A 25,223-nucleotide genomic window follows, 5' to 3' on the forward strand; every position below is an offset into this window, starting at 1 on the left:
AGCTGCGGCCGCCTCCAGCGGCGGCGCAGAGCCGCTGAACCAGATCCAACGTTGCGAAGATAATCATGCGCCCGTCGACGCGTTCAGCATGCCGCCACAACAACAAGAGCTCCCTCACCTCGCCCATCCCAAGTACCGCCCCGACATCGACGGCTTGCGTGCGGTGGCGGTGTTGGCGGTGGTCGTGTATCACGCCTTTCCGAAGGCGGTGCGCGGTGGCTTTATCGGCGTCGACATCTTCTTCGTTATTTCAGGCTACCTGATTTCGACGATCATTTTCGGAAGCCTCGCCGGCAGCGGATTCAGCTACGGCGAGTTCTACGCGCGGCGCATCCGGCGCATCTTGCCTGCCTTGCTGCCTGTCATGGCGGCCACCTGCGTGGTCGGGTGGTACGTGCTGCTGTCGGATGAATTTCGGGAACTGGGCAAGCATTTGCTGGCCAGTGCCGGCTTCGTGTCGAACCTGGCTTTGTGGAACGAGGCGGGCTACTTCGATACCGCCGCGGAAAGCAAGCCGCTGCTGCATTTGTGGTCACTCGCGGTCGAAGAGCAGTTCTATATTTTCTGGCCGCTGTTTCTTGGGTTGGTCTGGCGCGCACGCGCCACTTTGGGTCGGAACAAGCTGACGTGGTGGATCGGCATCGCGGCCGGGCTGTCTTTCGTCCTGAATGTCGCGACCATTCATCGTCACCCCGAGGCGGTCTTCTATTCGCCGCTCTCGCGAATCTGGGAGCTGGCCGCTGGCGCCTTGCTCGCCCATTCGGCACTGCGTCGTACCACGCCGCGCGGCGCTATCAATTCCGAAGTGCGTGTGCTCGCGGGCTTGGTACTTATTGGCCTGGGCCTGTACTTCATCCAGAAAGAAAAGACCTTCCCGGGCTGGTGGGCCATCTTGCCGGCGCTGGGCGCGTGCCTCTGTATTTCGGCGGGGCCGCTTACCTGGCTCGGTCGCAACCTGCTCGGCTCGCGTGTCTTCGTCTGGTTTGGGCTGATCAGCTACCCGCTGTATCTGTGGCACTGGCCGTTGCTGGCATATGCGCGCATCGTCGAGAACGGCATGCCGACAGCGGGGATCCGCGGCGGCGCAGTGGTGGCCGCGATCGTGCTGGCGTGGCTGACCTATCGTTTTCTTGAACGGCCGATCCGCAAGAGCAACGACCCGGCAACCGTCCGCTGGTTGCTGATCGGCATGGTCACGTTGGCCGTCGTCGGCGCGGCCATTTTTGCGCGGCTCATCCCCGCCCGGAACAGCGATCCAACGTTGCAGGCGATCGCCTCGGCGAGCACCGATTGGGGCTATCCCGACACCATGCAACTGGTCAAGCGCGGCGGCGAAGAGATCTACAAGATCGGAGCCGGCAGCAAGCGCGTGCTGCTACTGGGCGACAGCCATATCGAGCAATACGGCCCGCGCGCCCTTGAGTTGGCGCGCACAGCGCCGGAGCAACTCGGCACGCTGTACTTTGCGACCCGCGGTGCCTGCCCAGCCATCCCGCACCTGTCCGAAGACCGTGATCCCGGTTGTGCCGAGCGCCGCGAGCACATGGAGAAGTTTGCCCGCAGTGCCGACGTCGACTCGGTCGTCATCGGCGGTTGCTGGGCCTGTTACTTCGATGTGGGCGAAGCGCCGCCATCGGCAAACGCACCAGCGCCCGACCACTACTACTTTCGCGAAGGCACGACGCGGCACATGCTGCGCGGCGGCGATGGCGTCGAGCGTTCGTTCAACTCACTGGAGCTCTTCCTGAAATCGCTGAAGTCCGCGGGCAAAAAGGTCTACCTGGTGTTGAACATTCCGGTAGGCGATGGCTTCGAACCCAAGTCGATGATCAGCGGAAGCCGCCTCGGCACGCTGACCGCGCCTCGGGTCGACCCGCGGGTCATGCTGACGGCTTCGCAGAAGCGCATTCATGACCGGCTGCAGCAAATCGCGGTCTCGAGCGGTGCCATCGTCATCGATCCGATGGCGACGCTCTGCAATGCCGATGGACAGTGTCTTCGCACCGATGCGGATGGCATTCCCATCTACAAAGACGCCACACATTTGCGCGCGGCGTATGTCAGGCGCTTTGCCTCTTTTGTCGACCCGGCGATCACCCAGTCGAAGTAAGCCATGAATTTGATTGCTCGACTGACCCACCTGGTTCGACTCGGGGTGCAGCACGGCCCGCGCATGGCGAGCAAGCTGCCGCAGGCTTGGCGCGTCTACCGCAAGGCGGGCTGGCAGGGCATGGTGTGGGAACTGCGGCGCCGAGTGCGCAAGACCAACGACTACGCGAACTGGGTCGCGACCTACGACACCCTGACAGCCGAGACTCGCACGGCCATCACGCAGCGTGTTGCGGCAATGCAAGCGCCACCGCTGATCTCGATAGTGATGCCGACCTACAACCCGAACCCGGTACACCTGCGTGCCGCGATCGAGTCGGTGCGAGCGCAGCTCTATCCGCATTGGGAGCTGTGCATCGCGGACGATGCATCCACGGCGGCGGAAGTCCGGTCGATCCTGGAGTTCTACCGTGACTCGGACCCGCGCATCAAGGTGGTGTTTCGTCCGAAGAACGGTCACATTTCTTTTGCATCCAATAGCGCCCTCGAACTCGTGACCGGCCCCTGGATCGCGTTGATGGACCATGACGATCTTCTGCCGGAGCACGCGCTGTTTTGGATGGTCGACTGCATCGCGAAGCATCCCGATGCGCGACTCATCTATTCCGACGAAGACAAGATCGACGAGAGCGGGCAGCGATCCGACCCCTACTTTAAGCCTGACTGGAACATCGACCTGTTTCGCTCGCAAAACATGTTCAGCCACCTCGGCGTTCTGTCGACCGAGCTGGTTCGTTCGGTTGGAGGGTTTCGCGTCGGTCTGGAGGGCTCGCAAGACTGGGACTTGGTGATGCGCTGCATGGAGCACGTCGATGCCTGGCAGGTCCAGCACGTGCCGCGCGTGCTTTACCACTGGCGCGTGCACGCGGAGAGCACCGCGCGCTCGATGAACGCCAAGCCTTACGCGGCTATCGCAGGCGAGCGGGCACTGAACGAGCACTACCAACGCATCGGCGTCAAAGCCGTTGCCGAGTACCAGCAGTTCGGCTATCGCACGCGGTACGTGTTGCCGGATGAGCTGCCTCTCGTGTCCATCATCATCCCCACGCGCAACGGGCTCGACCTGATGCGCCAATGCATACAGTCGATAGACAAGAAGACGACGTACGGCCGCTACGAAATCATCATCGTGGACAACGGGTCGGACGACCCGGCCGCGCTTGCGTATTTCGCGAAGCTGGCCGAACGAGCGAATGTGCGGGTGCTGCGCGACGAGCGGCCTTTCAACTATTCGGCGTTGAACAACGCGGCGGTCGCTGCCGCGCGGGGTGACGTCATTGCGCTGGTCAACAACGACATTGAAGTGATGTCTCCTGACTGGCTCTTGGAGATGGTGGGCATTGCCTTGCAACCGGGCGTGGGCGCGATCGGTGCGCGGCTCTGGTATCCGGACATGACGCTGCAGCATGGCGGTGTCGTTCTGGGTCTCGGCCTGGGCATGGCTTCACATGCACACAAGGGGCTGCCGCGCGGCTTGAACGGCTATGCGGGTCGTGCTGCGCTGACGCAGTCTTTCTCCGCCGTCACTGCCGCTTGCATGGTCGTGCGCAAGTCCACCTATGAACAGGTCGGTGGACTCGACGAAGTCAACTTGGCGGTCGCTTTCAACGACATCGACTTCTGTCTGCGGCTGCGCGAAGCGGGCTATCGAAATGTGTGGACGCCGTATGCGGAGTTGATGCATCACGAATCTGCCACGCGCGGCGACGACATGGCGCCCGACAAGCGAAAGCGTTTCGAGCGCGAGATCGCGTACATGAAGAGCCGCTGGGCCGATGTGATCGCGAACGACCCGGCTTACAGCCCGAACCTGACGCTCGACGCTGAAGACTTCAGCTACGCATGGCCGCCGCGAGTCGAGCGGATATGACGCAGAGCGCTGCAGACTTGGACGTCTCAGTCGCGCTCTGCACACGCAACGGCGCGCGCTATGTCGCAGCGCAGGTCGAAAGCATCTGCGCTCAGGATCTGATGCCGCGTGAGATCGTTGTCTCCGACGACGCATCGACTGACAACACCGTCGCGCTCGTGCAGGAGACGATCACACGCTGCGGCATGGCCGACACCATCCACCTCACGGTGCTCCGCAACGACCCGCCGCTCGGTGTGACGCGCAACTTCGAGCAAGCGATCGAGGCCACGCGTTGCCCGTTGATCGCACTGTGCGATCAGGACGATGTCTGGCATGCCGGCCGACTGGCGCGCATGGTCTCGCCATTTCGCCAACGCGCCGATTTGCTGCTGCTGCATTCGGATGCCTGCCTCGTCGACGACGCCCTCGCGCCTCTAGGTTCAACCTTGTTCCACGCACTCGAAGTCAAGCCGTCCGAGCTCGCCGCCATCCAGGCCGGTGCGGCCTTCGAAATCTTCTTGCGTCGCAATCTGGTGACGGGAGCGACAACGGTGTTCCGACGGTCGCTGCTCGGCGCAGCGCTGCCATTCCCCGCCGAATGGGTGCACGACGAATGGCTGGCAGCCATCGCATCGGCAACGGGTCGGATGGACGTTTTGGTCGAGCCGCTGATCGACTATCGCCAGCACGCATCCAACCAGATCGGCGTACGCAAACCGACGCTGGCGGACAAGATCGCGAAGGCGGTCGCGCCGCGTGGTGACAAGCATCGAAAGCGTTTGGGCAGGGCGGAAGCGTTGTTGCAGCGTTTGACGTTGCTTGGTGTCGTCGTGCCCGACGCGCATCTTCAGGCGCAACTCGGCAAGGTGGCGCACCAGCGCTTCAGAACCGACCTGCCGGCCAACCGCCTTGCGCGCATCCCATCGGTGCTTGCCGAAGCCTTGCGCGGCCGCTACGAGCGTTTCGACCGCGGCCTGCAATCCGTCGCACAGGACTTGCTGGAACGCGGCTGAACCATGAGATAGGCGATCAGGCCTTCTTATCTTCGAGCTGTCGATAGCGCCAGAACGTCGCCGAAGCCCACACCTTCAGCAAGCTGGTCACATGCCAGTACAGGTGCTTCGCCTTGGCATGGCTCGCCCGCTGCGCATCGTGACGTGCCACGAGGTCTTCGCCGACCTGAAGTTGCCATCCGGCCAGTTGAATGCGCGCGCAGATATCGAAGTCTTCCCCGTACATGAAGAACCGCTCGTCGAACCCGTCGATGGCCGCGTAGGCCTCGCCGCGAAACAGCATGAACAGACCAGGAATCCACGCCGGCACCTGCGGCCGCACGTAGCCAGATTTGCGCCGCGTCAGAATTTCGCGCGGCGTGATGGTGGCTCGATGTTGTTCGGGCACCGATTTGCCGGGCTCGAGAATGCGCGGCGTCAAGAGCCCACTGGTCGGCGCGGCCTGGGCCAGCAACGGCGTGAGTACATCGCTGTCGAAACGGATGTCCGGGTTGAGCACCAGGAACCACGGCGTCGTACAGCGCGTGAACGCCTGGTTGTGGTTGGCGCCGAAGCCCATTGGCGTTCTGTTCTCGATCCGCTCGACCGGAAAGGCCCAGGTGCGGCCCGCCAGGATGTCGGGCTCGGGGACATTGATGGTGAGCACCACCTTGGCAACGACGGCGTTGCTGTAGCGCGCCAGCTGATCGAGCAGCGGTTCGATCAATGCCAGCTGGCCATGACTGACGATCGAAACGGTGATGGCTGGGGCGTGAGGAGGGGACATCGGCATGGTCTAATTTCGCTCGGGAATTCTAGGGTCCTCTCCCGGTGCACTCCTAGTCATGCCGCACTATCAATGATTGCCCTGATCGTCATCAGTTTTCTCGTCTCCGCGTTCGCCGTGCAGGTCTTCATGCGCAGGGCGCGCCGCCACGCACGGCTCTACGCCGCCGACATGCCACAGCGGTTTCACAAGGGCCATGTTCCGCGTCTCGGGGGGGCGGGAATCATGCTCGGCATGGGCACGGCGTGGCTCGTAGCGGGCCTAGGCACCGAGGTCTTCAACGTCGATTGGCCCTTCAAGGCCGCCGCTATCGCGCTGGCGTGCATGACGCCGGCCGTCCTCGGCGGCATCGTCGAAGACGTGACCCAACGCGTGTCGGTGCGCTACCGGCTCGGGCTCACCATCGGCTCGGCGCTGCTGCTGTGCTGGGTACTGGGGCTCGGCGTTTCGCGCACGGGCGTCGAGTTGGTCGATCGGGCGCTGGTCGCGTGGCCTTACATGGCCGTGCTGTTCGCGGCCATCGCCATCGGCGGCCTGCCGCACGCTTTCAACATCATCGATGGCTACAACGGCCTGGCAGGTACGGTGGCGGTGCTGGTGTGCCTTGCCATCTCGCACGTCGCACTGCAGGTGGGCGACAGGCAACTGGCGGCGATGGTGATCTGCTTGATGGGTGCCACGCTCGGCTTCCTGATCTGGAACTACCCGCGCGGCAAGATCTTTGCCGGCGACGGCGGTGCTTACGTATGGGGCATGGTCATCGCGGTGGCGTGCGTGTCGCTGGTGCAGCGGCACCCGACGGTGTCGCCGTGGTTCCCGATGCTGCTGCTGATCTATCCGGTCTGGGAAACGATGTTCTCGATCTACCGCAAGCTGGCGCGCGGCCAGTCGCCCGGCATGGCCGACGCGCTGCACTTTCACCAGTTGATTTTCCGGCGCATCGTGCGCGTCGCCTTCGCCGACGACGAGGCTCGCCAGCTGCTGGCGCGCAACAACCGCACCTCGCCCTATCTCTGGATCTTTGCTGCGGCAACCGTCGTTCCGGCAGTGCTGTTCTGGAACCGTACCTGGGTGCTGGTCGTCTTTTGCGCGCTGTTCGTTGCGACCTACGTGGCGGCTTACCTGATGATCGTGCGCTTCAAGGTGCCGCGCTGGCTGCGGCCCTGACCGCATGGTCTCCACGACCTCGATTCGCTGACGCACAATTCCGCCGGCTTCTTCCGCCGAATTTCACGAAAACCCATCACCACGTGGACACCATGACCGACCCCGTCCTGAACATTCCTCCCCGCGACAAAGCCGAGATCCTGGCGCAGGCGCTGCCCTACATCCGCAAGTTTCACGGCAAGACCATCGTCATCAAATACGGCGGCAATGCGATGACCGACCCGGCCCTGCAAGCCGACTTCGCCGAGGACGTGGTGCTGCTCAAGTTGGTTGGCATGAACCCGGTGGTGGTGCATGGCGGCGGCCCGCAGATCGAGGCAGCACTCAACAAGCTCGGCAAGAAGGGCAGCTTTATCCAGGGCATGCGCGTGACCGACGCCGAGACGATGGAAGTCGTCGAATGGGTGCTCGCCGGTGAGGTGCAGCAAGACATCGTCGGCCTGATCAACCAGGCCGGCGGCAAGGCGGTCGGGCTCACCGGTCGCGACGGCGGTTTGATCAGAGCGCAAAAGCTCAAGCTGGTCGACCGCAACGATCCCAACGTGCATCACGACGTGGGCCAGGTCGGCGAAATCGTCTCGATCGATCCGAGCGTGGTCAAGGCGCTGCAAGACGACGCGTTCATTCCGGTCATCAGCCCGATCGGTTTCGGCGAAGAAAACGAGAGCTACAACATCAACGCCGACGTGGTGGCCGGCAAGCTCGCCACCGTGCTCAAGGCGGAGAAGTTGATGCTGCTCACCAACACGCCCGGCGTGCTCGACAAGGGCGGCAATTTGCTGACCAACCTGAGCGCACGCGAGATCGACGACCTGTTTGCCGACGGCACCATCTCCGGCGGCATGTTGCCGAAGATCGAAGGCGCGCTCGATGCCGCCAAGAGCGGTGTGAACGCCGTTCACATCATCGACGGCCGGGTGCCACACGCGATGCTGCTGGAGATCCTGACCGACCAGGCTTACGGAACGATGATCAGGGCCCGATGATCGGTGCGCCCTTACTTTTTGTGCAGCAATTCACGACGCGTGTTGGCCGGTTGGCACGCACTCACTAACGACATGTTGTGAGGTTGTGCGAGAATCATTTTCTTACATCTTTGCACACGCGCCATGCCCCACGAAGAGATGACTGAAAGCGCTTCTGAATCTGCGGCCGAACTGATCGCTGCACCGGTCCTTCCCGCTGCCCCGGCCGTGCGCAAGCGACCGAAGCCCGGCGAGCGGCGCGTGCAAATCCTGCAGGCGCTCGGCGCCATGCTGGAGCAGCCCGGTGCCGAGCGCGTCACCACGGCGGCGCTGGCGGCGCGGCTCGATGTAAGCGAGGCGGCGCTGTACCGGCACTTCGCCAGCAAGGCGCAGATGTTCGAAGGCCTCATCGACTTCATCGAGCAGAGCATCTTCACGCTGGTCAACCAGATCACCGAGCGTGACGCGCCGGGGCGGGAGCAGGCGGCACGCATCGTCTCGCTGCTCGTGCAGTTCGCGGAAAAAAATCCGGGCATGACGCGGGTCATGGTCGGCGATGCACTGGTCTACGAAAACGAGCGTTTGCAACAACGCATGAATCAGTTCTTCGACAAGATTGAAGCCAGCCTGCGCCAGGCGCTGCGCGATGCGGCATCGGCCGAGGGCTCGGCCACACCGTCGGTCGATGCACAGGTGCGTGCCTCGGCGCTCACGTCGTTCGCAGTCGGCCGGCTGCAGCGCTTCGCGCGCTCGGGCTTCCGGCGGCTGCCGTCGGAACACCTCGAGGCGACGGTCGCCTTGATGCTCTGAGCGGAAACCCTGTCAGGCGCTGACGGTCACCCCGACCTTGGCGCCTGCCGCCACGATCTCGCCCCAGGTCGCATCGTCCAGCCAGATACCGTCGCGCTCGCGCTCGATGCGCGCACGTCGCTCGGGCTCGCCGGCGATTTGCACCGCATCGAAGCCGGCGCCCGGTGGGCTTTGGCGAAGCCACGCCACGAATTCGCGAGCCTCTTGCTCGAAACTCGTTTGCGTGCCCAGCTTGGCCGGGTCGATCAGCACGGTCAGCATGCCGTTGAACACGCTGCGCGCGGTGTCGGCCGGGCGATGCCAGGTGCCGCCGCCGGTGAGCGCGCCGCCGAGCAGCTCGCACGCGATCGCCATGCCGTAGCCCTTGTGCTCGCCGAAGGTCATGAGCGCGCCGAACAGGCCGTTGCTCTGCGGCACCACGACCACGCCGGGGTCGTTGGTCGGCGCGCCGTGTTCGTCGATGAGATAGCCGTCGGGCACCTGTTCGCCCTTGTTGTGCGCCACGCGCATCTTTCCTTGCGCGACACGACTGGTCGCGAAGTCGAGCAAAAACGGCTCGGCACCCGCGAGTGGCACGCCGATGCAGCACGGGTTGGTGCCGAAGCGGCCGTCGCCACCGCCCCACGGCGCCACCACCGGCCGTGACAGCACGTTGACGAAATGAAGTGCCACAAGGCCCTGCGCCGTCGCCATCTCGGCGAAGTGCCCGATACGGCCGAGGTGGTGCGCGCTCGACAGCGTGAAGATGCAACTGCCGTGCTGTTTGGCGCGCGCGATGCCGAGTTCGATGGCCTGCACGCCGACGATCTGCCCGAAGCCACGTTGCCCGTCGAGCGCCATCATCGTGCCGATGTCGAGGTTGATCTTCACCGATGCGTTGGGTGTGAGGCCGCCCTCGGCGATGGCGTCGACATAGCGCGGCAACATGCCGACGCCGTGCGAATCATGGCCGCTCAGATTGGCCAGTACGAGGTTGGCCGCGACTTGATCGGCCTCGGCCGGAGCGCTGCCCGCCGCCACCAGAATGCCGGTGATCTGCGTGCGAAGAAACGATGCGTCGAGCGTGTGCGACATGGCGGGTCAGAGTCCTTTGGCGTTCAGATAAATGGCGTAGAGCGAGCTCGTGGCGCAGATAAAGAGCCGGTTGCGCTTGGGTCCGCCGAAGCACACGTTGGCCACGCGCTCCGGGACGAGCAGCTTGCCGAGCAACGTCCCGTCGGCATCGAACGCGTGCACGCCATCGCCCGCGCTGCTCCAGAGGCGGCCTTCGGTGTCGACCCGGAAGCCATCGAACAGACCGTTGTCGCAGGTTGCGAACACGCCGTTCTTACCGCGTGCTTTGCCGAGCCGCTTGCCATCTGCAGCGACATCGAAACTGCGGATGTGCCGCGGCCCATCGGCGGCATGGCTGGCGCCCGTGTCGGCGATGTACAGCACCGATTCGTCCGGCGAAAACGCCAGCCCGTTGGGCTTGACGAAGTCATCGGCCACGAGGTCGACGGTACCGCTGGTCGGGTCGATGCGGTACACATTGCAGGCGCCGATTTCGCTGTCGGCGCGAAGGCCTTCGTAGTCCGACAGGATGCCGTAGCTTGGGTCGGTGAACCACACGCCGCCATCCGAATGCACGACCACGTCGTTCGGCGAATTCAGCCGCTTGCCCTGCCAGTGCGATGCCAACACGGTGATCGAGCCATCGTGTTCCGTGCGCGTCACGCGCCGCGTCAGGTGCTCGCAACTGACGAGCCGGCCTTGCCGATCGACCGTATGGCCGTTCGAGTTGTTGGCCGCTTCACGAAACACCGACGTGGCGCCACTGAGTTCGTCGTAGCGCAGCATGCGGTTGTTGGGGATGTCCGACCACACCAGCGTGCGGTGCGCGCCGAACCAGGCCGGGCCTTCGCACCAGCGGCCGCCGGTCCAGAGTTGCTCGATGCGTTCCGGTCCCGGGATGCAGATGTTGAAGCGGGGGTCGATGCGTTCGAAGGTCATGGTCGATCGTTCCTTTTGTCGTCTCGTTTTTTGGTTGGCGTTCACCGCTCGGCGCGCGAGCTCGCGAGCACGATCACCGCGATGATGATCACACCGGTGAGCAATGTGCGCAGCCCCGGTCCGGCGCCGACGGCGTTGAGCAGCGCCACCAGCAGGAACATGAACATGGCGGCGCCCCAGATGCCCGGCACGCTGGGCCGGCCACCCGCCACCGCGGTGCCGCCGATGACGACGACGGCGATGGTCATCAGCAGGTATTCCTGGCCCTGGTCGAGCGAGTTGCCGCCCGAGAAGCCCGCGATGAGCGCGCCGGTGAGCCCGGCCAGTGCGGCGCAGATCACGTAGGCCAGAAAGCGCGTGCGCTCCACCCGCAACCCGGCGAGCAGGGCGGCGCGGCGGTTCTGCCCCACCGCGGCGATCGAGCGGCCGAGCACCGTGCGCTCCAGCATGAGGGCGACCGCCAGCGTGACCGCGAGCGCGACCAGGGCCACCAGCGGTACGCCCACCACACGCATCGCCATCAGGTCCGAAAAGAGCGGTGGCGGCTTCACCTTCAGCCCGCGCCCGACATTGATGGCCACCGACATCACGATGAGCGATGCGGCGAGCGTGGCGATGATCGGCGGAATGCGCAGCAGCCGGATCAGCCCGAAGTTGAAGACGCCGACCGCCATGCCGACGACGGTAGCGGCCAGCAGGCCCGGTACCAGCATCGCGTTGTCGCCGTTCATGACGATCATCGCGGCCGCGCCCGACAGCGCGATGGTCGAGGGGATCGACAGGTCGGCGTTGCCCGGCCCGACGCTGATGACCAGCATCTGGCCCAGCGACACCAGCACGGTGAACGCCGAGAACGCCAGCGCCGCAGTCAGCAAGCCGCCCGAGCCGCCACCGTCACCGCTCCACTGCGTCGCGGCCCACGCCAGCACCGCGGCGATGCACGAGCCGAGCCACGGGCGGTTGCGCGCCCAGCGGCGCCAGCGGGCACCACGCGAAACCTGACCGGTGGCAGAGGCTGCCGGAACCATGGCGGCTTCGTTCGCAACGGCGTTCGCAGCGTTGTTCGCAACGCGCACATCGGGCAGCGCGCTCATCGCTTGCCTCCGGCCAGGTCGATGGCCGCGCGCAAGCCCAGCACCGCGACCAGGATCAAGCCCTGCATGCCGATTTGCCAGTCCGGCGCTATGTTGAGAAAAGTGAGGAACGAAGCCGCCAGCGTGACCGTGAGCGCACCCAGCACCGCACCCACCGGCGCAACCTTGCCGCCTGCGAATTCCGCGCCACCGAGAATCGCCGCGGCAATGGCGACCAAGGTGTAGCGCGAGGCGATGTTGGCATCGGCCGAGGTGCTTTGCCCGACCAGCATCAGCCCGGCGCAGACGCCGAAGACCCCCGCGATCGCATACACGCTGGCGCGCACCCGCACCATGTTCCAGCCGGCCCGCGCGATGGCCGCCGGGTTGCCGCCGAGGCCGCGCACAAGTGTGCCGAACGCACTGCGCGTGATGAGCAGATGGCCGACGATGCCCGTCGCCACCGCCATCCAGATCGGCAGCGGCAGCAGCGGCGTCTTGAAACGCATGGCCGCCTGAAGCCATTCGGGCGCCGTGCCGCCCGGCGTGGGCAGCAGCAGCACCGCGCAGCCCAGCCACACGAACGACAGGCCCAGCGTGACCACGATCGACGGCAACTGACGCGCCTGGATCAGGGCCCCGGCCAGCGCATACACGCCGACCGCTGCGGCCAGCGCCAGCACGGCGAGCAGCGGTTGTGTCGGCATAAGGGTCGCGCCGATGCACGCGACCAGCGAGACGAACGGCCCGATCGACAGATCGAGATCGCTCACCGCGAGGACCATCATTTGCGCCAGCGTCGCGAACATCACCGGGATGGCGAGGTTGAGCAGCAGGTTGACGCCGAAGTACGACATGGCGCGCGGCTGCCTCATGAAGACCGCCGCCAGCAGCACGGCGAGGGCGATGGCCGGCAACAGCGTCTGCATCAGCACGACGCGGCGCCGGCGCTGCATGCCGGTGGCGCCTGCAGCGCCTGCAGCACCCGTCGGGACAGCGGGAGAGAGATTCATGCGATGGCTTCCTCGAACGACAGGGCGACCACGCGCTCTTCGTTGATGTCGTCGCCGGCCAGTTCACCGACCACGCGACCATTGTTGAAGACATACACGCGGTCGCAGTGATGGAGTTCGTCGAACTCGGTCGTGTACCAGACGAAGGTGCGGCCGCTGCGCGCTTCTTCCCTGATGAGCGCGTAGACGTCGCGCTTGGTGCCGACGTCGACGCCGCGCATCGGATCGTCCATGAGGATCACCGGCGCCGACGAGCCGAGCGCGCGGGCGAACAGCACCTTCTGCTGGTTGCCGCCCGACAGCGAACCGATCGGCAGGTCCATGTCGGGCGTGACCAGCCCGAGCCGGCCGCGCCATTGCTGGGCCTGCGCCGCTTCTTCCTTGACGTCGATGAGGCCGCGTTGCCGAAACTGCGTGAGCCAGCCGACCGTCATGTTGCGGGCGATCGACCACAGCGCGAACACGCCATCGGTTTGCCGGTCGCCGGCGACGAACGAGGTGGCGCCTTTCACCGTCGGGCGGCCAACGCGCGGGGCGTGGAGCGCCGCCTCCTGCAGCGCGATGAGCAACTCGGTTTGCCCGTGCCCGGCAAGGCCGGCGAGGCCGATGATTTCGCCGCGCGCCGCGCGCATCGACAGGCCTCCGACGGTGGTGGCCGGCACCTCGACCATCGCCTCTTCGTCGCTGTCGATATCGATGCCTTCATCGTCTCGTGACGCAGCAGGCAACGAGCCCGCGCCGGACGCCACCACCGCCCGCGTGTGCCCATGCTGCGCCTCGACGATGTCCTGGCCCATGGCGGTCACCAGTCGGTCGCGGTCGGTGTCGCGGGTTGCCGACACCTGCACGACCTGACCGTCGCGCATGACCACGAGCCGGTCGGTCACCGCGAAAATCTCGCGCAGCTTGTGCGTGATCAACACGCAGGTCTTGCCGGCGGCGACGAAGGTCCGGATGTAGGCCAGCAGCTGCGCCGAAGCCTGTCCATCGAGCGAAGAAGTCGGTTCGTCGAGGATCATCAGCTCGAGTGGTTGCGTGCCGGGCGTGAAGGCCCGAGCCACCTCGACCAGCTGGCGCTTGCCGATCGGCAACTCGCCCACCACGTCGTCCGCACGCAGGCCGTGCCCGGGAAAGATCGTGTCGAGCGATGCCATCAATTGGGCGCCGGCGCGCGCCCGCCAAGACCATTCGGCCGCCTGCGGTTGCGCGATGCGCATGTTCTCGGCCAGCGTCAGGTTGTCGCACAGCGACAGCTCCTGGAACACGCAGCGCAGGCCCCAGCGTCGCGCTTCGCGCACCGTCCAGCCGGAAGCGATGCTGCCGCCTTCGACCTCGGCACCGGTGCGCCCGGCAATGCGCAGTTCACCGCTGTCCGGCAGCAGGGCGCCGCACAGGATGTTGACGAGCGTGGACTTGCCGGCGCCGTTGTGGCCGACCAGTCCGACGCATTCGCCGCGCTGCAATTGCAGCGAGACGCCGCGCAGAGCCTGCACGGCGCCGAACGCCTTCGCAGCGCCGCGAACTTCGATCAGCACTTACTTGGCCTTGGCGATGAAATCGATGACTTCTTTTTGCGAGTACTCGACGTTGACCACGCTGCCGACTTCGGTGCTCTTGAGCGAGGCATCGAGCGTGTCTTGCGTGACGACGCTGATCGGCAGCTTCAGGTCTTTTGGTACCTTGGCGCCCGACAGAATCTGCTGCGCCACCCAGAAAGCGAAGGTCGACGCGCCGGGCGCGATGCTGGCCGACATGGTCTGGTATTTGTTGGCGTCGCTCTGCTCTTTCCACCAGGCCAGCTCGTCTTGACGGTTGCCCATGAAGATCACCGGCGTCGCGCGGCCCGCCGCCTTGAAGGCCTGCGCCACGCCGTAGCCGTCGCCACCTTGAGTGGCCACGGCGGTGACCGGCGGAAGGGTCGAGAGGATGGCCGACACTTCTTTTTGCGCGACCGTTTGCGTCCAGTTGCCGTGCACCGACCCGACGATCTTGTATTCAGGATGCTTGGCGACCGCGGCGGTGATGCCCTGGTGGATTTCGTCGTCGACGAACACGCCGGCGATGCCGCGCACTTCGAGCAGGTTGCCCTTGATGCCGCGGCTGGCGAAGTAGTCGATCTGCATTTCGCCGAGCTTCTTGAAGTCCACTGCGATGCGATAGGCGCATGGCTCGGTGACCACGCCGTCGAACGACACCACCACGATACCGGCGTCGCAGGCTTGCTTCACCGCGCCGTTGAGCGCGGTCGGCGATGCGGCGTTGAGCACGATCGCGTCGTAGCCCTGCAGGACCATGTTCTGGATCTGTGCTGCCTGTTCGGTCGCCTGGTTCTCCGACGTGGTGAAGCTCGGTGCCTGCGCGACCACGCCCTTGGCCACTGCGTCCTTGGTGATCTTGTCCCAGCTCTTGAGCATGGCCTGACGCCATGAGTTGCCCGCAAAGTTGTTCGACAGCGCGATCTTCTTGGCCTTGGTGTCGGCCGCGAAAGCGGGCACCTGTGTGACGGCGCCGAGGACGAGTGCTGCGGCGATGGCGCACGACGAGAGTTGGATTTTCTTCATGGGTTTGTCTCTTGGATTTTTCTTCTGGAAGCGCTGCCCGATTCCAGTGGTCTTCTGTGATGCCCGTTTGCCGGTGCGCGCCGCGCGCGTCACCGATGTGTGGCGCCGCGCTGGTCAGCGCGCGGCACCCGGACGGTGAAATCTGTGGCGGGCTACATCACCGCGCCGACCTGCCACGGCACGAATTCGTTTTGCCCATAGCCGTGCTGTTCGCTCTTCGACTGCGCACCCGACGCGGTTGCCAGCACCATGTCGAAGATGCGTTGGCCCATCTCCTGGATCGATGACGTGCCGTCGACGATCTCCCCGCAGTTGATGTCCATGTCTTCTTCCTGCCGCTGCCACAGCGCCGAGTTGGTGGCCAGCTTGAGCGAAGGCGAGGGCGCGCAACCGTAGGCCGAGCCACGGCCGGTGGTGAAGCAGATGAGGTTGGCGCCGCCCGCCACTTGGCCCGTGGCGCTGACCGGGTCGTAGCCGGGCGTGTCCATGTAGACGAAGCCGTGCGCGGTCACCGGCTCGGCGTATTCGTATACCGCTTCCAGGTTGCTGGTGCCGCCCTTGGCGACCGCACCGAGCGACTTTTCCAGGATGGTGGTGAGGCCGCCGGCCTTGTTGCCGGGCGACGGGTTGTTGTTCATCTCGCCCTGGTTGATCTCGGTGTAGTGCTCCCACCACTTGATGCGGTCGACCAGCTTCTGCCCGACCTCGCGCCTGACCGCACGGCGCGTCAGCAAGTGCTCGGCGCCATAGACCTCCGGCGTCTCGCTGAGGATCGCCGTGCCGCCATGCGCCACCAGCAAGTCCACCGCGGCACCGAGGGCAGGGTTGGCGCTGATGCCCGAATAGCCATCCGAGCCGCCGCACTGCAGGCCGATGGTGATGTGCGCCGCACTGCACGGCTCACGCTTCACCGCATTGGCGCGTGGCAGCATTTCGTTGATGAGCGCGATACCTTTGTCCACCGTCTTGCGCGTGCCGCCCGTGTCCTGGATGTTGAAGGTGCGAAAGTTCTCGCCCTCGGCCAGATGCCCGGTCGACAGCCAGGCGTTGATCTGGTTCGCTTCGCAGCCGAGTCCGACCACCAACACGCCCGCGAAATTGGGATGCGTCGCATAGCCCGTGAGCGTGCGCTCCAGGATCTGCATTCCCATGCCCTGCGTGTCCATGCCGCAGCCGGTGCCGTGCGTGAGGGCGACGATGCCGTCGACGTTCGGGTAGTCGGCCAGCGCTGTCGGATTGGTCTTGCGCGAGAAATGATCGGCGATGGCGCGTGCAGCAGTGGCCGAGCAATTGACGCTGGTCAGCACGCCGATGTAGTTGCGCGTGGCGACGCGGCCATCGGCGCGCTTGATGCCCATGAAGGTGGCCTCGCGCTTCGCTGGCGCCGGCTTCACGTCGACGCCGAAGGCGTAGTCGCGTTCGAAGTCGCCCTTGTCCGGACCCATGTCGAGGTTGTGCGTGTGCACATGCTCGCCGACCGCGATCGGCTTGCTGGCGAAACCGATGATCTGGTTGTAGCGGCGCACCGGCTCGCCTGTTGCGATGGCATGCGTCGCGACCTTGTGGCCTGCGGGAATAAGGCCACGCACGGCAAAGTCTTCGACCGTGGCGCCACCAACGAGCTGGCTGCGCGCGATCACGACGTCGTCGGCGGGATGGAGGCGGATAAAGGGGTTCATCGTGTTTCTCTTTGCTCTCTTGTTCTGTCTGCTCTGTGCGGTTAAGCCGTCTGCGCGCGGCGCCAGCTGGCGCTGAATCGCTGGTGCGCCTTGTCCATGTGCGCGTGCATTGCAGCCCTCGCTGCTTCAGGGTCGCGTGCGGCGATGGCATCGCGGATCGCTACATGCTCGTCGATGGCCGATCGCCATGATTTCACGGTTTCGAAGTAGCCACCGAGCCGGCTGAAGATCGGCCCGCGCCGCGAATCCCAAAAATTCTGCACCGTTTCGGCAAGAACGGCGTTGTCGCAGGCGTCGACGATGGCCAGGTGGAAGGCCCGGTCGCCGTCGAGCGGCATCAGGTTGCGATCGGACATCTGGCGCATGCTGTCGATGGCGCGGCTCATGGCGTCGATGTGCTTGCGCTTGCCCAGCGCAGCAGCGATGGCGGCTGTTTCGCCCTCGACCACGCGGCGGGCGCGAATGAGTTCGAGTGGCCCCCACTCGGCTTCGGCCGCCGGCACCTTCTTGCGACGGGAACGGTCGAGCGCATAGACGCCGGAGCCGGTGCGGATCTCGACCCAGCCATCGACCTCGAGTGCGATCAACGCCTCGCGCACCGAGGGTCGGCTCACTCCCAGTTGCCTGGCCAGGTCGCGCTCGGCCGGCAGGCGCGTGCCCACCGGGTACTCGCCCTTCGTGAGCAATGCGCGCAACTGGTCGGCGATCTGCCGGTAGAGGCGTTGAGGTTCGACGGTCTGGATCGGCACGAAGGGCAGCGATATAAAAATCTAAGGGTTGTCCTGAATTGGACAAGTGGTAAGGCCAATTCAGAATACGCTGCATTCGTTGCAATCTTCACCGGGCTAACCCGAATCGGCAACGACACCCCCCATTCCATCTCCAGGAGACAGCATGAGACTCAAGGGCAAAACCGTGCTCGTGACCGCAGCCGGACAAGGCATCGGCTACGCCAGCGTCATCGCCATGGCCGCGGAGGGCGCGCAGGTGTGGGCCACCGACGTCAACGAGAAACTGCTGGAGCGTTACGCCGGCATGACCAGCATCAAGACCGCGAAGCTCGATGTGCTCGACAAGGCGGCCATCACCGGCTTCTTCGCCACTGCGCCGACCTTCGACGTGCTCTTCAACTGCGCGGGCGTGGTGCACAACGGCACCGTGCTCGATGCCAACGACGACGACCTCGACTTCGCATTTCGGCTGAACGTGCGCGCACAAACCTGGACGATCCGGGCCGTATTGCCCAAGATGTTGGCGGCAGGCAAAGGCAGCATCATCAACATGGCGAGCGTGTGTTCGAGCATGAAGGGCTTGCCCAATCGCTTCGTCTACGGCACGACCAAGGCGGCGGTGCTCGGCCTCACCAAGAGCGTGGCGGCCGACTATGTGGCCAAGGGCATCCGCTGCAATGCGGTGTGCCCCGGCACGGTCGATACGCCATCGCTCGGCGAGCGCATCAACGCCAACGAAGATCCCGATGCAGCGCGCAAGGCCTTCATCGCGCGTCAGCCGATGGGTCGTCTCGCGCAAGCCGAAGAAATCGCGCCGGTGGTGGTGTTCCTCGCCAGCGACGAATCGGTGTTCGCGACCGGCCAGGCCTTCACGGTCGATGGCGGGATCATGATATGAACCAGCTCGATTTTGCGAACCGTCATGCAGTCATCACAGGTGGCGCGACCGGACTCGGCTACGGCATCGCGGCGCGGCTCATTTCTTCCGGTGGCACCGTCACGCTGTGGGATCGCGACGAAGCAGCCGCACGCAAGGCTGCGGAAACATTGGGCGGCGGTGTGTCGTCGGTGCAGGTCGATGTCGCCGATCACGCATCGGTCGTGCGCGCACTGGCCGAGACGCTGACGCACACCAAGAAGATCGATGCGCTGGTCAACAGCGCCGGCATCACCGGGCCGAACACCAAGGTCTGGGACTATCCCGTCGAGGCCTGGCGCCAGGTGATGGACGTCAATCTCACGGGTGTGTTCATTTGCTGTCGCGAAGTCGCAGCGCACATGCGAGCTTCCCCTGCCGGCTACGGCCGCATCGTCAACATCGCATCGGTCGCCGGCAAAGACGGCAACCCGAACGCGAGCGCCTACAGCGCGAGCAAGGCCGGCGTCATCGCGCTGACCAAGTCGCTCGGCAAGGAGCTGGCCGACACCGGCATCCGCGTGAATTGCGTGACGCCTGCCGCGGTCAAGACCGCGATCTTCGACCAGATGACGCCCGAGCACATCGCCTTCATGCTTTCGAAGATCCCGATGGGCCGCTTCGGCACCGTCGAAGAAATCGCCGCTATGGTCGGATGGCTGTGTACCGAAGACTGTTCGTTTTCGACCGGCGCCACGTTCGACCTCTCCGGCGGTCGTTCCACCTACTGAGTCACTGAAAGGAAAGCATGAAACTCGTTCGCTACGGCAACCCCGGCAAAGAAAAGCCGGGCCTCATCGACGCCCAAGGCCAGCTGCGCGACCTGAGCGCCGTCATCAAGGACATCGACGGCGATCAGCTTGGCGATGCCGCCATCGCCAAGCTGCAAAAGCTCAAGACCGACAAGCTGCCGCTGGTTCGCGGCAAGCCACGCTTTGCCTGCCCGGTCGCCAACGTCGGCAAGTTCATCGCCATCGGCCTGAACTACGCTGACCATGCCGCCGAATCCGGCATGCCGATTCCCAAAGAGCCGGTGGTCTTCACCAAGGCCATCAGCAGCATCCAGGGCCCGAACGATCCGGTGATGCTGCCCAAGAATTCCGTCAAGGGCGACTGGGAAGTCGAACTCGGCGTGATCATCGGCACCCGCGCACGCTACGTGTCGCAGAAGGACGCGCTCAACTACGTTGCGGGCTACTGCGTCATCAACGACGTCAGCGAACGCGCATGGCAGCTCGAGCACGGCCTCACCTGGGACAAGGGCAAGGGCTTCGACACCTTCGGCCCGATCGGTCCGTGGCTCGTCACGCGCGACGAAGTGCCCAACCCGCAGAAGCTCGCGATGTGGCTCGACCTGAACGGCAAGCGCGTGCAGACCGGCAACACCAAGACGATGATCTTCAACGTTGCCAAGCTCGTCGCTTATGTGAGCCAGCTCAACACGCTGGAGCCGGGCGACATCATCACGACCGGCACGCCACCGGGCGTCGGCATGGGCATGAAGCCGTCGCCGGTGTTCCTGAAAAAGGGCGACGTGATGACGCTGGGCATCGAAGGCCTGGGCGAGCAGCGGCAGGACGTCGTCGGCTTCAAGCTCTGAAGCCCGCGTGAAGTACCAGTTCGACTTTGCTGCGGTGCTGGCGCAGTGGCCCTTGTTGCTCGAAGGCGCATGGGTCACCGTTCAGCTGTCGTTCCTCGCCACCGTTATCGGCTTCGTGCTGGGAGCGTTGTGCGCGGTCGGCCGCAACAGCAAGGTCGGCTGGCTCCGCTGGGGAGTGAGTGCGTATGTGGAGGCGATCCGCAACACGCCGCTGCTCATCCAGAGTTATTTCTTGATCTTCGGTTTGTCGAGCATCGGCATCACGATGCCCATCATGGTGGGCGCCACGCTGGCGCTCGTCATCAACATCGGTGCCTACACCTGCGAGATCATTCGTGCGGGCATCGAGTCGATCCACAAGGGCCAGCTCGAAGCTGCCGATTGCCTCGGCATGTCGCCGGTGCAGGTGTTCTGGCACGTCATCCTGCGGCCGGCGGTGGAGCGCGTGTACCCGTCGCTCACCAGCCAGTTCGTATTGCTGATGCTGGCGTCGAGCATCATGTCGTCGATCGGTGCCGAAGAGCTGTTGGGTATCGCCAACCGCATCCAGTCCGACACCTTTCGCAACTTCGAGATCTTCCTCGTGCTGTGGGTGGTTTACCTCGCGCTGTCTTACATGATGCGTGCGGGTTTTTGGCTGCTGGGCCAGTTCGTTTTCACGCGGCGCCGCAAGCTCGGCACGCCGCTTTGACTTTGCTCGATCAGTCCTCATGACGCGCGAGCAGGCAACTTTTCTTTTCATGGGCATGCTCGGCACGCTCGCCTTGTCGGTGCTGACGTTTGTCGGTGGCGGCCTCACCGGCCTGGCAGTGGCGCTGGCCCGCATCGCGCCGATGCGCGGCGTTCGGATGGCGGCGACCGCCTGGATCCAGGTCGTGCAGGGCACGCCGCTGCTGGTTCTGATGGGGCTGTGCTTCTACGGCCCGAGCATCGTTGGCATCGGCTCGATGCCCGCGCTCATCGCGGCCGCGCTGGCGATGACCATTTATTCGAGCGCCTTTCTCGGCGAAATCTGGCGCGGCTGCATCCAGTCGGTTCACAAGAGCCAATGGGAAGCTGCCGAGTGCATCGGCCTCACACGCTGGCAGCGCATGCAGAAGATCGTGCTGCCGCAGGCGCTGCGCATCGCGACGCCGCCGACGGTCGGCTTCATGGTGCAGATCATCAAGAACACCTCGATCGCTTCGCTGGTCATCGGCTTCGCCGAGCTTTCGTACAACGCCAAGGTGCTGAACAACTCGACCTTTCAGCCCTTCATCTATTTCGGCTGCGCCGCCCTCATGTATTTCGCCATGTGCTACCCGCTCTCGCGCTGGAGTCGCACACTGGAAAGGAAGCTCAATGCCAGCCGTGGTTGAACTCGATCGGGTCCACAAGAAGTTCGGCGCGCTGCATGTGCTGCGCGGCGTGTCGTTCTCAGTGGAGCGCGGCCAGGTGGTCGCCATCATCGGCAAGAGCGGATCGGGCAAGAGCACCGCGCTGCGCTGCATCGACCGGCTTGAAACGGTCGACAGCGGCACGCTCAACGTGTGCGGTCATGCGGTGCACGATCCGGCGCTGAACGTGCGCGCACTGCGGCGCGATGTCGGCATCGTGTTCCAGAGCTACAACCTTTTTCCGCACCTCACCGTGCTGCAGAACATCACGCTAGGACCCACTTCGGTCAAGCGCATGAGCGCTGCCGATGCGCGTGCCGTTGCGATGGAAGTGCTGCAACAGGTCGGCCTGGCGGAGAAAGCCAATGCGTATCCCGAGCAGCTCTCGGGCGGCCAGCAGCAGCGCGTGGCCATCGCGCGTTCGCTTGCGATGAAGCCGCAGCTGATGCTGTTCGACGAGGTGACGTCCGCCCTCGATCCGGAGCTTACCGGCGAGGTGCTGCGGGTCATCGAAGCACTCGCAGCAAACGGCATGACGATGGTGCTGGTCACCCACGAGATGGCCTTCGCGCGCGGCGTGGCCGACAAGATCATCTTCATGCACCAGGGCCAGATCTGGGAAGAGGGCGACGCATCGATGCTCGCCGACCCCAAGACGCCCGAGCTGCGGCAGTTTCTGGGCAACGGGCTGTAGCCGTCCCTTCCTCTTTCGACATCCATCAAGAAACCACGAGACATGAAAAACCTGCAACGCCGCCACCTCAACGTCCTGCTGTCCAGCCTGCTGCTCGCAGGCGCCGCACTCAGCGCCGTCACCGCGCACGCCGACCAGCTCGACACCATCACCGCCGCCAAGAAGATCCGCATCGCCATCGACATGGCGGTACCGCCCTACGGCATGAAGGACGACAAGCTGAATTCCACCGGCTCCGATGTCGAGACGGCTCAGTTGCTCGCCAAAGACTTTGGGCTGGAACTCGAGATCGTGCCGACCACGGGCGCCAATCGCATTCCGTTCTTGCAGACCGACAAGGCCGACATCGTGATCTCCAGCCTCTCGGTCACGCCCGAGCGCGAGAAGGTCGTCGATTTCTCCATTCCCTATGCCGGCATCGCTGCCGTCGTGGGCGCCCCCAAGGGCATGGCCATCACCAGCGCGGCCGATCTGTCGGGTAAGAAAGTGATCTCGACGCGTGGCACCACCAACGACCAGGAGGTGACCAAGATCCTTCCAAAAGACGCGACCATCGTGCGCTTCGACGACGATGCGACATCGATCACGGCCATCGTCAGCAACCAGGCCGACATCTTCGCGACCGCTCCTTCGCTGCTTAAAACCATCAACGAAAAGAACCCGGCCAAGCAGATGGAAGTGAAGTTCGTCATGAAGGTCAACATGCTTGCGGTCGGCTTCAAGAAGGGCGAGGCAAAGCTCAAGGAGAAGGTCGATGCCTGGGTGCGCACCAACCTCAAGAACGGCAAGCTCAACGCGATCTACAAGAAGTTCCACGGTGCCGATCTGCCTGACGAAGTGACGAAGAACGGCACCTGAGCCAGCGAACCGAACCCCGAAGGCGCACGCGATGGCAAAGATCGACCAGGTCGAGATCACCCAGATCGACATTCCGCCGAAGGTGGTTCGCACCGACGCCATCCAGTCCTTCGTGACGCAGGAGACGGTGATGGTCACCATGCGCTGCGACGATGGATCGGAAGGCATCGGCTACACGTACACCATCGGCACCGGCGGCTCGTCGATCGTCGCATTGCTGCGCGATCACCTGGCGCCACAGCTCATCGGCCGCGACCCGCAGCAGTACGAAGCGATCTGGCGTGACTTGTTCTTTCATACGCACGCCACCGCTGTCGGCGCCATCACCAGCCTCGCACTGGCCGCCATCGACACCGCGCTGTGGGACCGAAACGGCAAGGCCCAGGGCCTGCCGCTGTGGCGCATGGCGGGCGGTGCCAAGTCGCGCATTCCGGTCTACACGACCGAAGGCGGCTGGTTGAACCTGGCGCCTTCGGAGCTGGTCGAGCAAACGCTGGCGGCCAAGGCGCAAGGCTTTCTGGGCGCCAAGATCAAGGTCGGCAAACCGCATGTGGCCGAAGACATGGCGCGGCTGTCGGCGGTGCGCGACGCGGTCGGCCCGGGGTTCGACCTCATGGTCGATGCCAACCAGGCTTTCTCGCTGGCCGAAGCGATCCGGCGCGCGCACCAGTACGCCGAGCTCGATCTCGCCTGGTTCGAAGAGCCGATGCCCGCCGAGCATGTGGCGGCACACGCGCAATTGCTCGCGAGTACCAGCGTGCCGATCGCGGTGGGCGAGTCGATGTACCACTTGTCGCAGTTCGGCGAGTACGTGAAGCAGGGCGCCTGCTCGATCGTGCAGGCCGACGTGGCGCGCATCGGTGGCATCACGCCATGGCTCAAGGTCGCGCACCTGGCCGAGGCGCACAACATCGCGATGTGCCCGCATTTTTTAATGGAGCTGCACGTGAGCCTGTGCGCCGCGGTGCCCAACTCGCGCTGGGTCGAGTACATCCCGCAACTCGATGATCTGACGACCAGCCGTCTGCAGATCGAAGCCGGCCACGCGGTCGCGCCGGAAACACCGGGGCTCGGCATCGAATGGGACCCGGCGCAACTGAAGGCGCGGCGCAAGTTCGAGCCGATCGTCGTTCGTTGAAGCGCCGCGCCGCTCTAAATGTCCCATTGACAGAACATTCGAAGTAGCAAAACATCGGCGGCATGTCGCTGATGCCGCAGATGCCGTTGCCCAAGTACCACCAGGTCTACCTGGTGCTGCGGGAGCAACTCGACGAAGGACGCTTCTCGGACGGCGTGCCGGGCGAGTTGGCGTTGATGGCGCAGTTCGGCGTGGCGCGCGTCACGGTGCGGCGGGCGCTGGAGCGGCTTTCTTCCGAAGGATTGATTTCGCGCACGCCGGGGCGCCGCACGCGACTCGTGGTGCCGGCTGCGGCGCCAGCAACCAACGGAACTGGCGGTAGTGGCGGCCATGCCGGGGCTCCCGGCATGGCGAGAGCCAACCTGCGCGGCCTGCTCGAGAACCTGGTCACGATGGGCCTACACACCTCCGTCAAGGTGATCGAGGTGGCCACGATCACGGCTTCCACGCAAGTCGCCGAGGCGCTGCAGCTGAAGCTCGGCGATCCGGTGCAGAAAGCGGTGCGGGTGCGCTCCACCGGCGCCGGTCCGTTGTCCCATATCACCACCTATGTGCCCGCCGAGATCGCACGGAAGTTCGGGCGGCGTGAGCTCGCGAAGAAGCCGATCCTGATGCTGCTCGAAGAGTCCGGCGTGCGGGTCGGGCGTGCGCACCAGACCATCTCGGCGCGCCTTGCCGACAACGTGCTGGCGGAGCGCCTGGACGTGGCCGTCGGCACCGCGCTGCTCGCCGTGCGCCGCCTGATCTACGACGATGCGGAGCGACCCGTGCAATGGCTGCACGGCTTCTACCGCCCTGATCGCTACACCTACGAACTCGAGCTGTCGCGCGTCGGCAGCGTCGATGCCAAGGTGTGGGTCAGCAAAGATCTTTCAGCCCAATTCACTTAGCCCGATTCACTTGACCGGAA

Annotated in this window: 24 protein-coding genes; 15 read left to right on the top strand and 9 right to left on the bottom strand. The window is 64.6% G+C overall.

The genetic code is table 11. The features are described from left to right. The first annotated feature begins 88 nt into the window (after positions 1-88). Genes H7F36_RS08480 through H7F36_RS08490 form a run of 3 tightly spaced genes read left to right on the top strand, consistent with a single transcriptional unit; the run spans position 89 to position 4,974 of the window. Entirely contained in the window at positions 89-2,110 is a 2,022-nt protein-coding gene (locus H7F36_RS08480; protein ID WP_187054257.1) for an acyltransferase family protein, read from the top strand. A gap of 3 nt (positions 2,111-2,113) precedes the next feature. After that, entirely contained in the window at positions 2,114-3,979 is a 1,866-nt protein-coding gene (locus H7F36_RS08485; protein WP_187054258.1) for a glycosyltransferase family 2 protein, read from the top strand. 17 nt (positions 3,980-3,996) lie between these two features. Next, positions 3,997-4,974: a glycosyltransferase family 2 protein gene (locus H7F36_RS08490; RefSeq protein ID WP_261802538.1), complete on the top strand. Its 978-nt coding sequence runs from the start codon at positions 3,997-3,999 to the stop codon at positions 4,972-4,974. A 16-nt stretch (positions 4,975-4,990) separates the two neighbouring features. On the opposite strand, the gene H7F36_RS08495 is transcribed toward H7F36_RS08490, so the two are convergent. Then, the gene (locus H7F36_RS08495; protein WP_261802539.1) at positions 4,991-5,740 is read right to left on the bottom strand and encodes a glycosyltransferase family 2 protein; all 750 of its coding nucleotides are present in this window, start codon (positions 5,738-5,740) and stop codon (positions 4,991-4,993) included. Positions 5,741-5,812: 72 nt separating this feature from the next. On the opposite strand from H7F36_RS08495, the gene H7F36_RS08500 reads away from it, so the two are divergent. The 3 genes from H7F36_RS08500 (at position 5,813) to slmA (ending at position 8,682) form a co-directional block, all read left to right on the top strand. Further along, positions 5,813-6,907, top strand: coding sequence for a glycosyltransferase family 4 protein (locus tag H7F36_RS08500; RefSeq protein WP_187054261.1), 1,095 nt, complete (start codon positions 5,813-5,815; stop codon positions 6,905-6,907). A 92-nt stretch (positions 6,908-6,999) separates the two neighbouring features. After that, the gene (argB, locus tag H7F36_RS08505; RefSeq protein WP_187054262.1) at positions 7,000-7,893 is read left to right on the top strand and encodes an acetylglutamate kinase; all 894 of its coding nucleotides are present in this window, start codon (positions 7,000-7,002) and stop codon (positions 7,891-7,893) included. Positions 7,894-8,031: 138 nt separating this feature from the next. After that, positions 8,032-8,682, top strand: a complete 651-nt coding sequence (slmA, locus tag H7F36_RS08510) for a nucleoid occlusion factor SlmA (RefSeq protein ID WP_187054863.1) — start codon at positions 8,032-8,034, stop codon at positions 8,680-8,682. A gap of 12 nt (positions 8,683-8,694) precedes the next feature. On the opposite strand, the gene H7F36_RS08515 is transcribed toward slmA, so the two are convergent. The 8 genes from H7F36_RS08515 to H7F36_RS08550 form a co-directional block, all read right to left on the bottom strand. Further along, a complete protein-coding gene (locus H7F36_RS08515) occupies positions 8,695-9,756 on the bottom strand; it encodes a malate/lactate/ureidoglycolate dehydrogenase (RefSeq protein WP_187054263.1) in 1,062 nt (353 codons plus the stop codon). A gap of 6 nt (positions 9,757-9,762) precedes the next feature. Beyond that, entirely contained in the window at positions 9,763-10,674 is a 912-nt protein-coding gene (locus tag H7F36_RS08520; protein WP_187054264.1) for an SMP-30/gluconolactonase/LRE family protein, read from the bottom strand. Between the two features lie 41 nt (positions 10,675-10,715). Next, positions 10,716-11,702: an ABC transporter permease gene (locus H7F36_RS08525; RefSeq protein ID WP_187054864.1), complete on the bottom strand. Its 987-nt coding sequence runs from the start codon at positions 11,700-11,702 to the stop codon at positions 10,716-10,718. Positions 11,703-11,764: 62 nt separating this feature from the next. Continuing rightward, positions 11,765-12,703, bottom strand: coding sequence for an ABC transporter permease (locus H7F36_RS08530; protein ID WP_187054865.1), 939 nt, complete (start codon positions 12,701-12,703; stop codon positions 11,765-11,767). Between the two features lie 53 nt (positions 12,704-12,756). Further along, on the bottom strand, positions 12,757-14,295 hold the full coding sequence (locus H7F36_RS08535) for a sugar ABC transporter ATP-binding protein (RefSeq protein ID WP_187054265.1): 1,539 nt from the start codon (positions 14,293-14,295) through the stop codon (positions 12,757-12,759). After that, positions 14,296-15,321, bottom strand: coding sequence for an ABC transporter substrate-binding protein (locus H7F36_RS08540; RefSeq protein ID WP_187054266.1), 1,026 nt, complete (start codon positions 15,319-15,321; stop codon positions 14,296-14,298). It abuts the gene before it with no gap. Positions 15,322-15,473: 152 nt separating this feature from the next. After that, the gene (locus H7F36_RS08545) at positions 15,474-17,000 is read right to left on the bottom strand and encodes a UxaA family hydrolase (RefSeq protein ID WP_187054267.1); all 1,527 of its coding nucleotides are present in this window, start codon (positions 16,998-17,000) and stop codon (positions 15,474-15,476) included. A gap of 41 nt (positions 17,001-17,041) precedes the next feature. After that, positions 17,042-17,749 carry a FadR/GntR family transcriptional regulator gene (locus H7F36_RS08550; protein ID WP_187054268.1) on the bottom strand — a complete coding sequence of 236 codons (708 nt, stop codon included), beginning with the start codon at positions 17,747-17,749 and terminating at the stop codon, positions 17,042-17,044. Positions 17,750-17,894: 145 nt separating this feature from the next. Between H7F36_RS08550 and H7F36_RS08555 the strand changes: the two genes are divergently transcribed. The 9 genes from H7F36_RS08555 (at position 17,895) to H7F36_RS08595 (ending at position 25,203) form a co-directional block, all read left to right on the top strand. Beyond that, a complete protein-coding gene (locus H7F36_RS08555; RefSeq protein ID WP_187054269.1) occupies positions 17,895-18,629 on the top strand; it encodes an SDR family oxidoreductase in 735 nt (244 codons plus the stop codon). Continuing rightward, a complete protein-coding gene (locus tag H7F36_RS08560; RefSeq protein WP_187054270.1) occupies positions 18,626-19,378 on the top strand; it encodes an SDR family NAD(P)-dependent oxidoreductase in 753 nt (250 codons plus the stop codon). The genes H7F36_RS08555 and H7F36_RS08560 overlap by 4 nt, the downstream gene beginning before the upstream one ends. A 17-nt stretch (positions 19,379-19,395) precedes the next feature. Then, the gene (locus H7F36_RS08565; protein ID WP_187054271.1) at positions 19,396-20,247 is read left to right on the top strand and encodes a fumarylacetoacetate hydrolase family protein; all 852 of its coding nucleotides are present in this window, start codon (positions 19,396-19,398) and stop codon (positions 20,245-20,247) included. A 7-nt stretch (positions 20,248-20,254) separates the two neighbouring features. Next, entirely contained in the window at positions 20,255-20,938 is a 684-nt protein-coding gene (locus H7F36_RS08570) for an amino acid ABC transporter permease (RefSeq protein ID WP_187054272.1), read from the top strand. A gap of 19 nt (positions 20,939-20,957) precedes the next feature. Continuing rightward, a complete protein-coding gene (locus H7F36_RS08575; RefSeq protein ID WP_187054273.1) occupies positions 20,958-21,605 on the top strand; it encodes an amino acid ABC transporter permease in 648 nt (215 codons plus the stop codon). Beyond that, positions 21,589-22,317 carry an amino acid ABC transporter ATP-binding protein gene (locus H7F36_RS08580; RefSeq protein ID WP_187054274.1) on the top strand — a complete coding sequence of 243 codons (729 nt, stop codon included), beginning with the start codon at positions 21,589-21,591 and terminating at the stop codon, positions 22,315-22,317. The genes H7F36_RS08575 and H7F36_RS08580 overlap by 17 nt, the downstream gene beginning before the upstream one ends. Before the next feature lie 42 nt (positions 22,318-22,359). Continuing rightward, complete coding sequence (locus H7F36_RS08585; protein ID WP_187054275.1) at positions 22,360-23,175, top strand: transporter substrate-binding domain-containing protein; 816 nt, start codon at positions 22,360-22,362, stop codon at positions 23,173-23,175. A gap of 31 nt (positions 23,176-23,206) precedes the next feature. Next, positions 23,207-24,313 (top strand): mandelate racemase/muconate lactonizing enzyme family protein, encoded by a 1,107-nt coding sequence (locus H7F36_RS08590; protein ID WP_187054276.1) that lies wholly within the window; start codon positions 23,207-23,209, stop codon positions 24,311-24,313. Positions 24,314-24,384: 71 nt separating this feature from the next. Beyond that, the gene (locus H7F36_RS08595; protein ID WP_261802625.1) at positions 24,385-25,203 is read left to right on the top strand and encodes a GntR family transcriptional regulator; all 819 of its coding nucleotides are present in this window, start codon (positions 24,385-24,387) and stop codon (positions 25,201-25,203) included. The last annotated feature ends 20 nt before the right edge of the window (positions 25,204-25,223 follow it).

It is taken from the genome of Variovorax sp. PAMC28562 (assembly GCF_014303735.1).
Taxonomy (GTDB): domain Bacteria; phylum Pseudomonadota; class Gammaproteobacteria; order Burkholderiales; family Burkholderiaceae_C; genus Variovorax.

What these genes read in the sequence shown, in the direction of transcription:
- H7F36_RS08480 (WP_187054257.1), top strand. Translation starts at nt 89, where the DNA reads ATGCCGCCACAACAACAAGAGCTCCCTCACCTCGCCCATCCCAAGTAC.
- H7F36_RS08485 (WP_187054258.1), top strand. Translation starts at nt 2,114, where the DNA reads ATGAATTTGATTGCTCGACTGACCCACCTGGTTCGACTCGGGGTGCAG.
- H7F36_RS08495 (WP_261802539.1), bottom strand. Translation starts at nt 5,740, where the DNA reads ATGTCCCCTCCTCACGCCCCAGCCATCACCGTTTCGATCGTCAGTCAT.
- H7F36_RS08500 (WP_187054261.1), top strand. Translation starts at nt 5,813, where the DNA reads ATGATTGCCCTGATCGTCATCAGTTTTCTCGTCTCCGCGTTCGCCGTG.
- argB (WP_187054262.1), top strand. Translation starts at nt 7,000, where the DNA reads ATGACCGACCCCGTCCTGAACATTCCTCCCCGCGACAAAGCCGAGATC.
- slmA (WP_187054863.1), top strand. Translation starts at nt 8,032, where the DNA reads ATGACTGAAAGCGCTTCTGAATCTGCGGCCGAACTGATCGCTGCACCG.
- H7F36_RS08515 (WP_187054263.1), bottom strand. Translation starts at nt 9,756, where the DNA reads ATGTCGCACACGCTCGACGCATCGTTTCTTCGCACGCAGATCACCGGC.
- H7F36_RS08520 (WP_187054264.1), bottom strand. Translation starts at nt 10,674, where the DNA reads ATGACCTTCGAACGCATCGACCCCCGCTTCAACATCTGCATCCCGGGA.
- H7F36_RS08525 (WP_187054864.1), bottom strand. Translation starts at nt 11,702, where the DNA reads ATGGTTCCGGCAGCCTCTGCCACCGGTCAGGTTTCGCGTGGTGCCCGC.
- H7F36_RS08530 (WP_187054865.1), bottom strand. Translation starts at nt 12,703, where the DNA reads ATGCAGCGCCGGCGCCGCGTCGTGCTGATGCAGACGCTGTTGCCGGCC.
- H7F36_RS08540 (WP_187054266.1), bottom strand. Translation starts at nt 15,321, where the DNA reads ATGAAGAAAATCCAACTCTCGTCGTGCGCCATCGCCGCAGCACTCGTC.
- H7F36_RS08545 (WP_187054267.1), bottom strand. Translation starts at nt 17,000, where the DNA reads ATGAACCCCTTTATCCGCCTCCATCCCGCCGACGACGTCGTGATCGCG.
- H7F36_RS08555 (WP_187054269.1), top strand. Translation starts at nt 17,895, where the DNA reads ATGAGACTCAAGGGCAAAACCGTGCTCGTGACCGCAGCCGGACAAGGC.
- H7F36_RS08560 (WP_187054270.1), top strand. Translation starts at nt 18,626, where the DNA reads ATGAACCAGCTCGATTTTGCGAACCGTCATGCAGTCATCACAGGTGGC.
- H7F36_RS08565 (WP_187054271.1), top strand. Translation starts at nt 19,396, where the DNA reads ATGAAACTCGTTCGCTACGGCAACCCCGGCAAAGAAAAGCCGGGCCTC.
- H7F36_RS08575 (WP_187054273.1), top strand. Translation starts at nt 20,958, where the DNA reads ATGACGCGCGAGCAGGCAACTTTTCTTTTCATGGGCATGCTCGGCACG.
- H7F36_RS08580 (WP_187054274.1), top strand. Translation starts at nt 21,589, where the DNA reads ATGCCAGCCGTGGTTGAACTCGATCGGGTCCACAAGAAGTTCGGCGCG.
- H7F36_RS08585 (WP_187054275.1), top strand. Translation starts at nt 22,360, where the DNA reads ATGAAAAACCTGCAACGCCGCCACCTCAACGTCCTGCTGTCCAGCCTG.
- H7F36_RS08590 (WP_187054276.1), top strand. Translation starts at nt 23,207, where the DNA reads ATGGCAAAGATCGACCAGGTCGAGATCACCCAGATCGACATTCCGCCG.
- H7F36_RS08595 (WP_261802625.1), top strand. Translation starts at nt 24,385, where the DNA reads ATGCCGCAGATGCCGTTGCCCAAGTACCACCAGGTCTACCTGGTGCTG.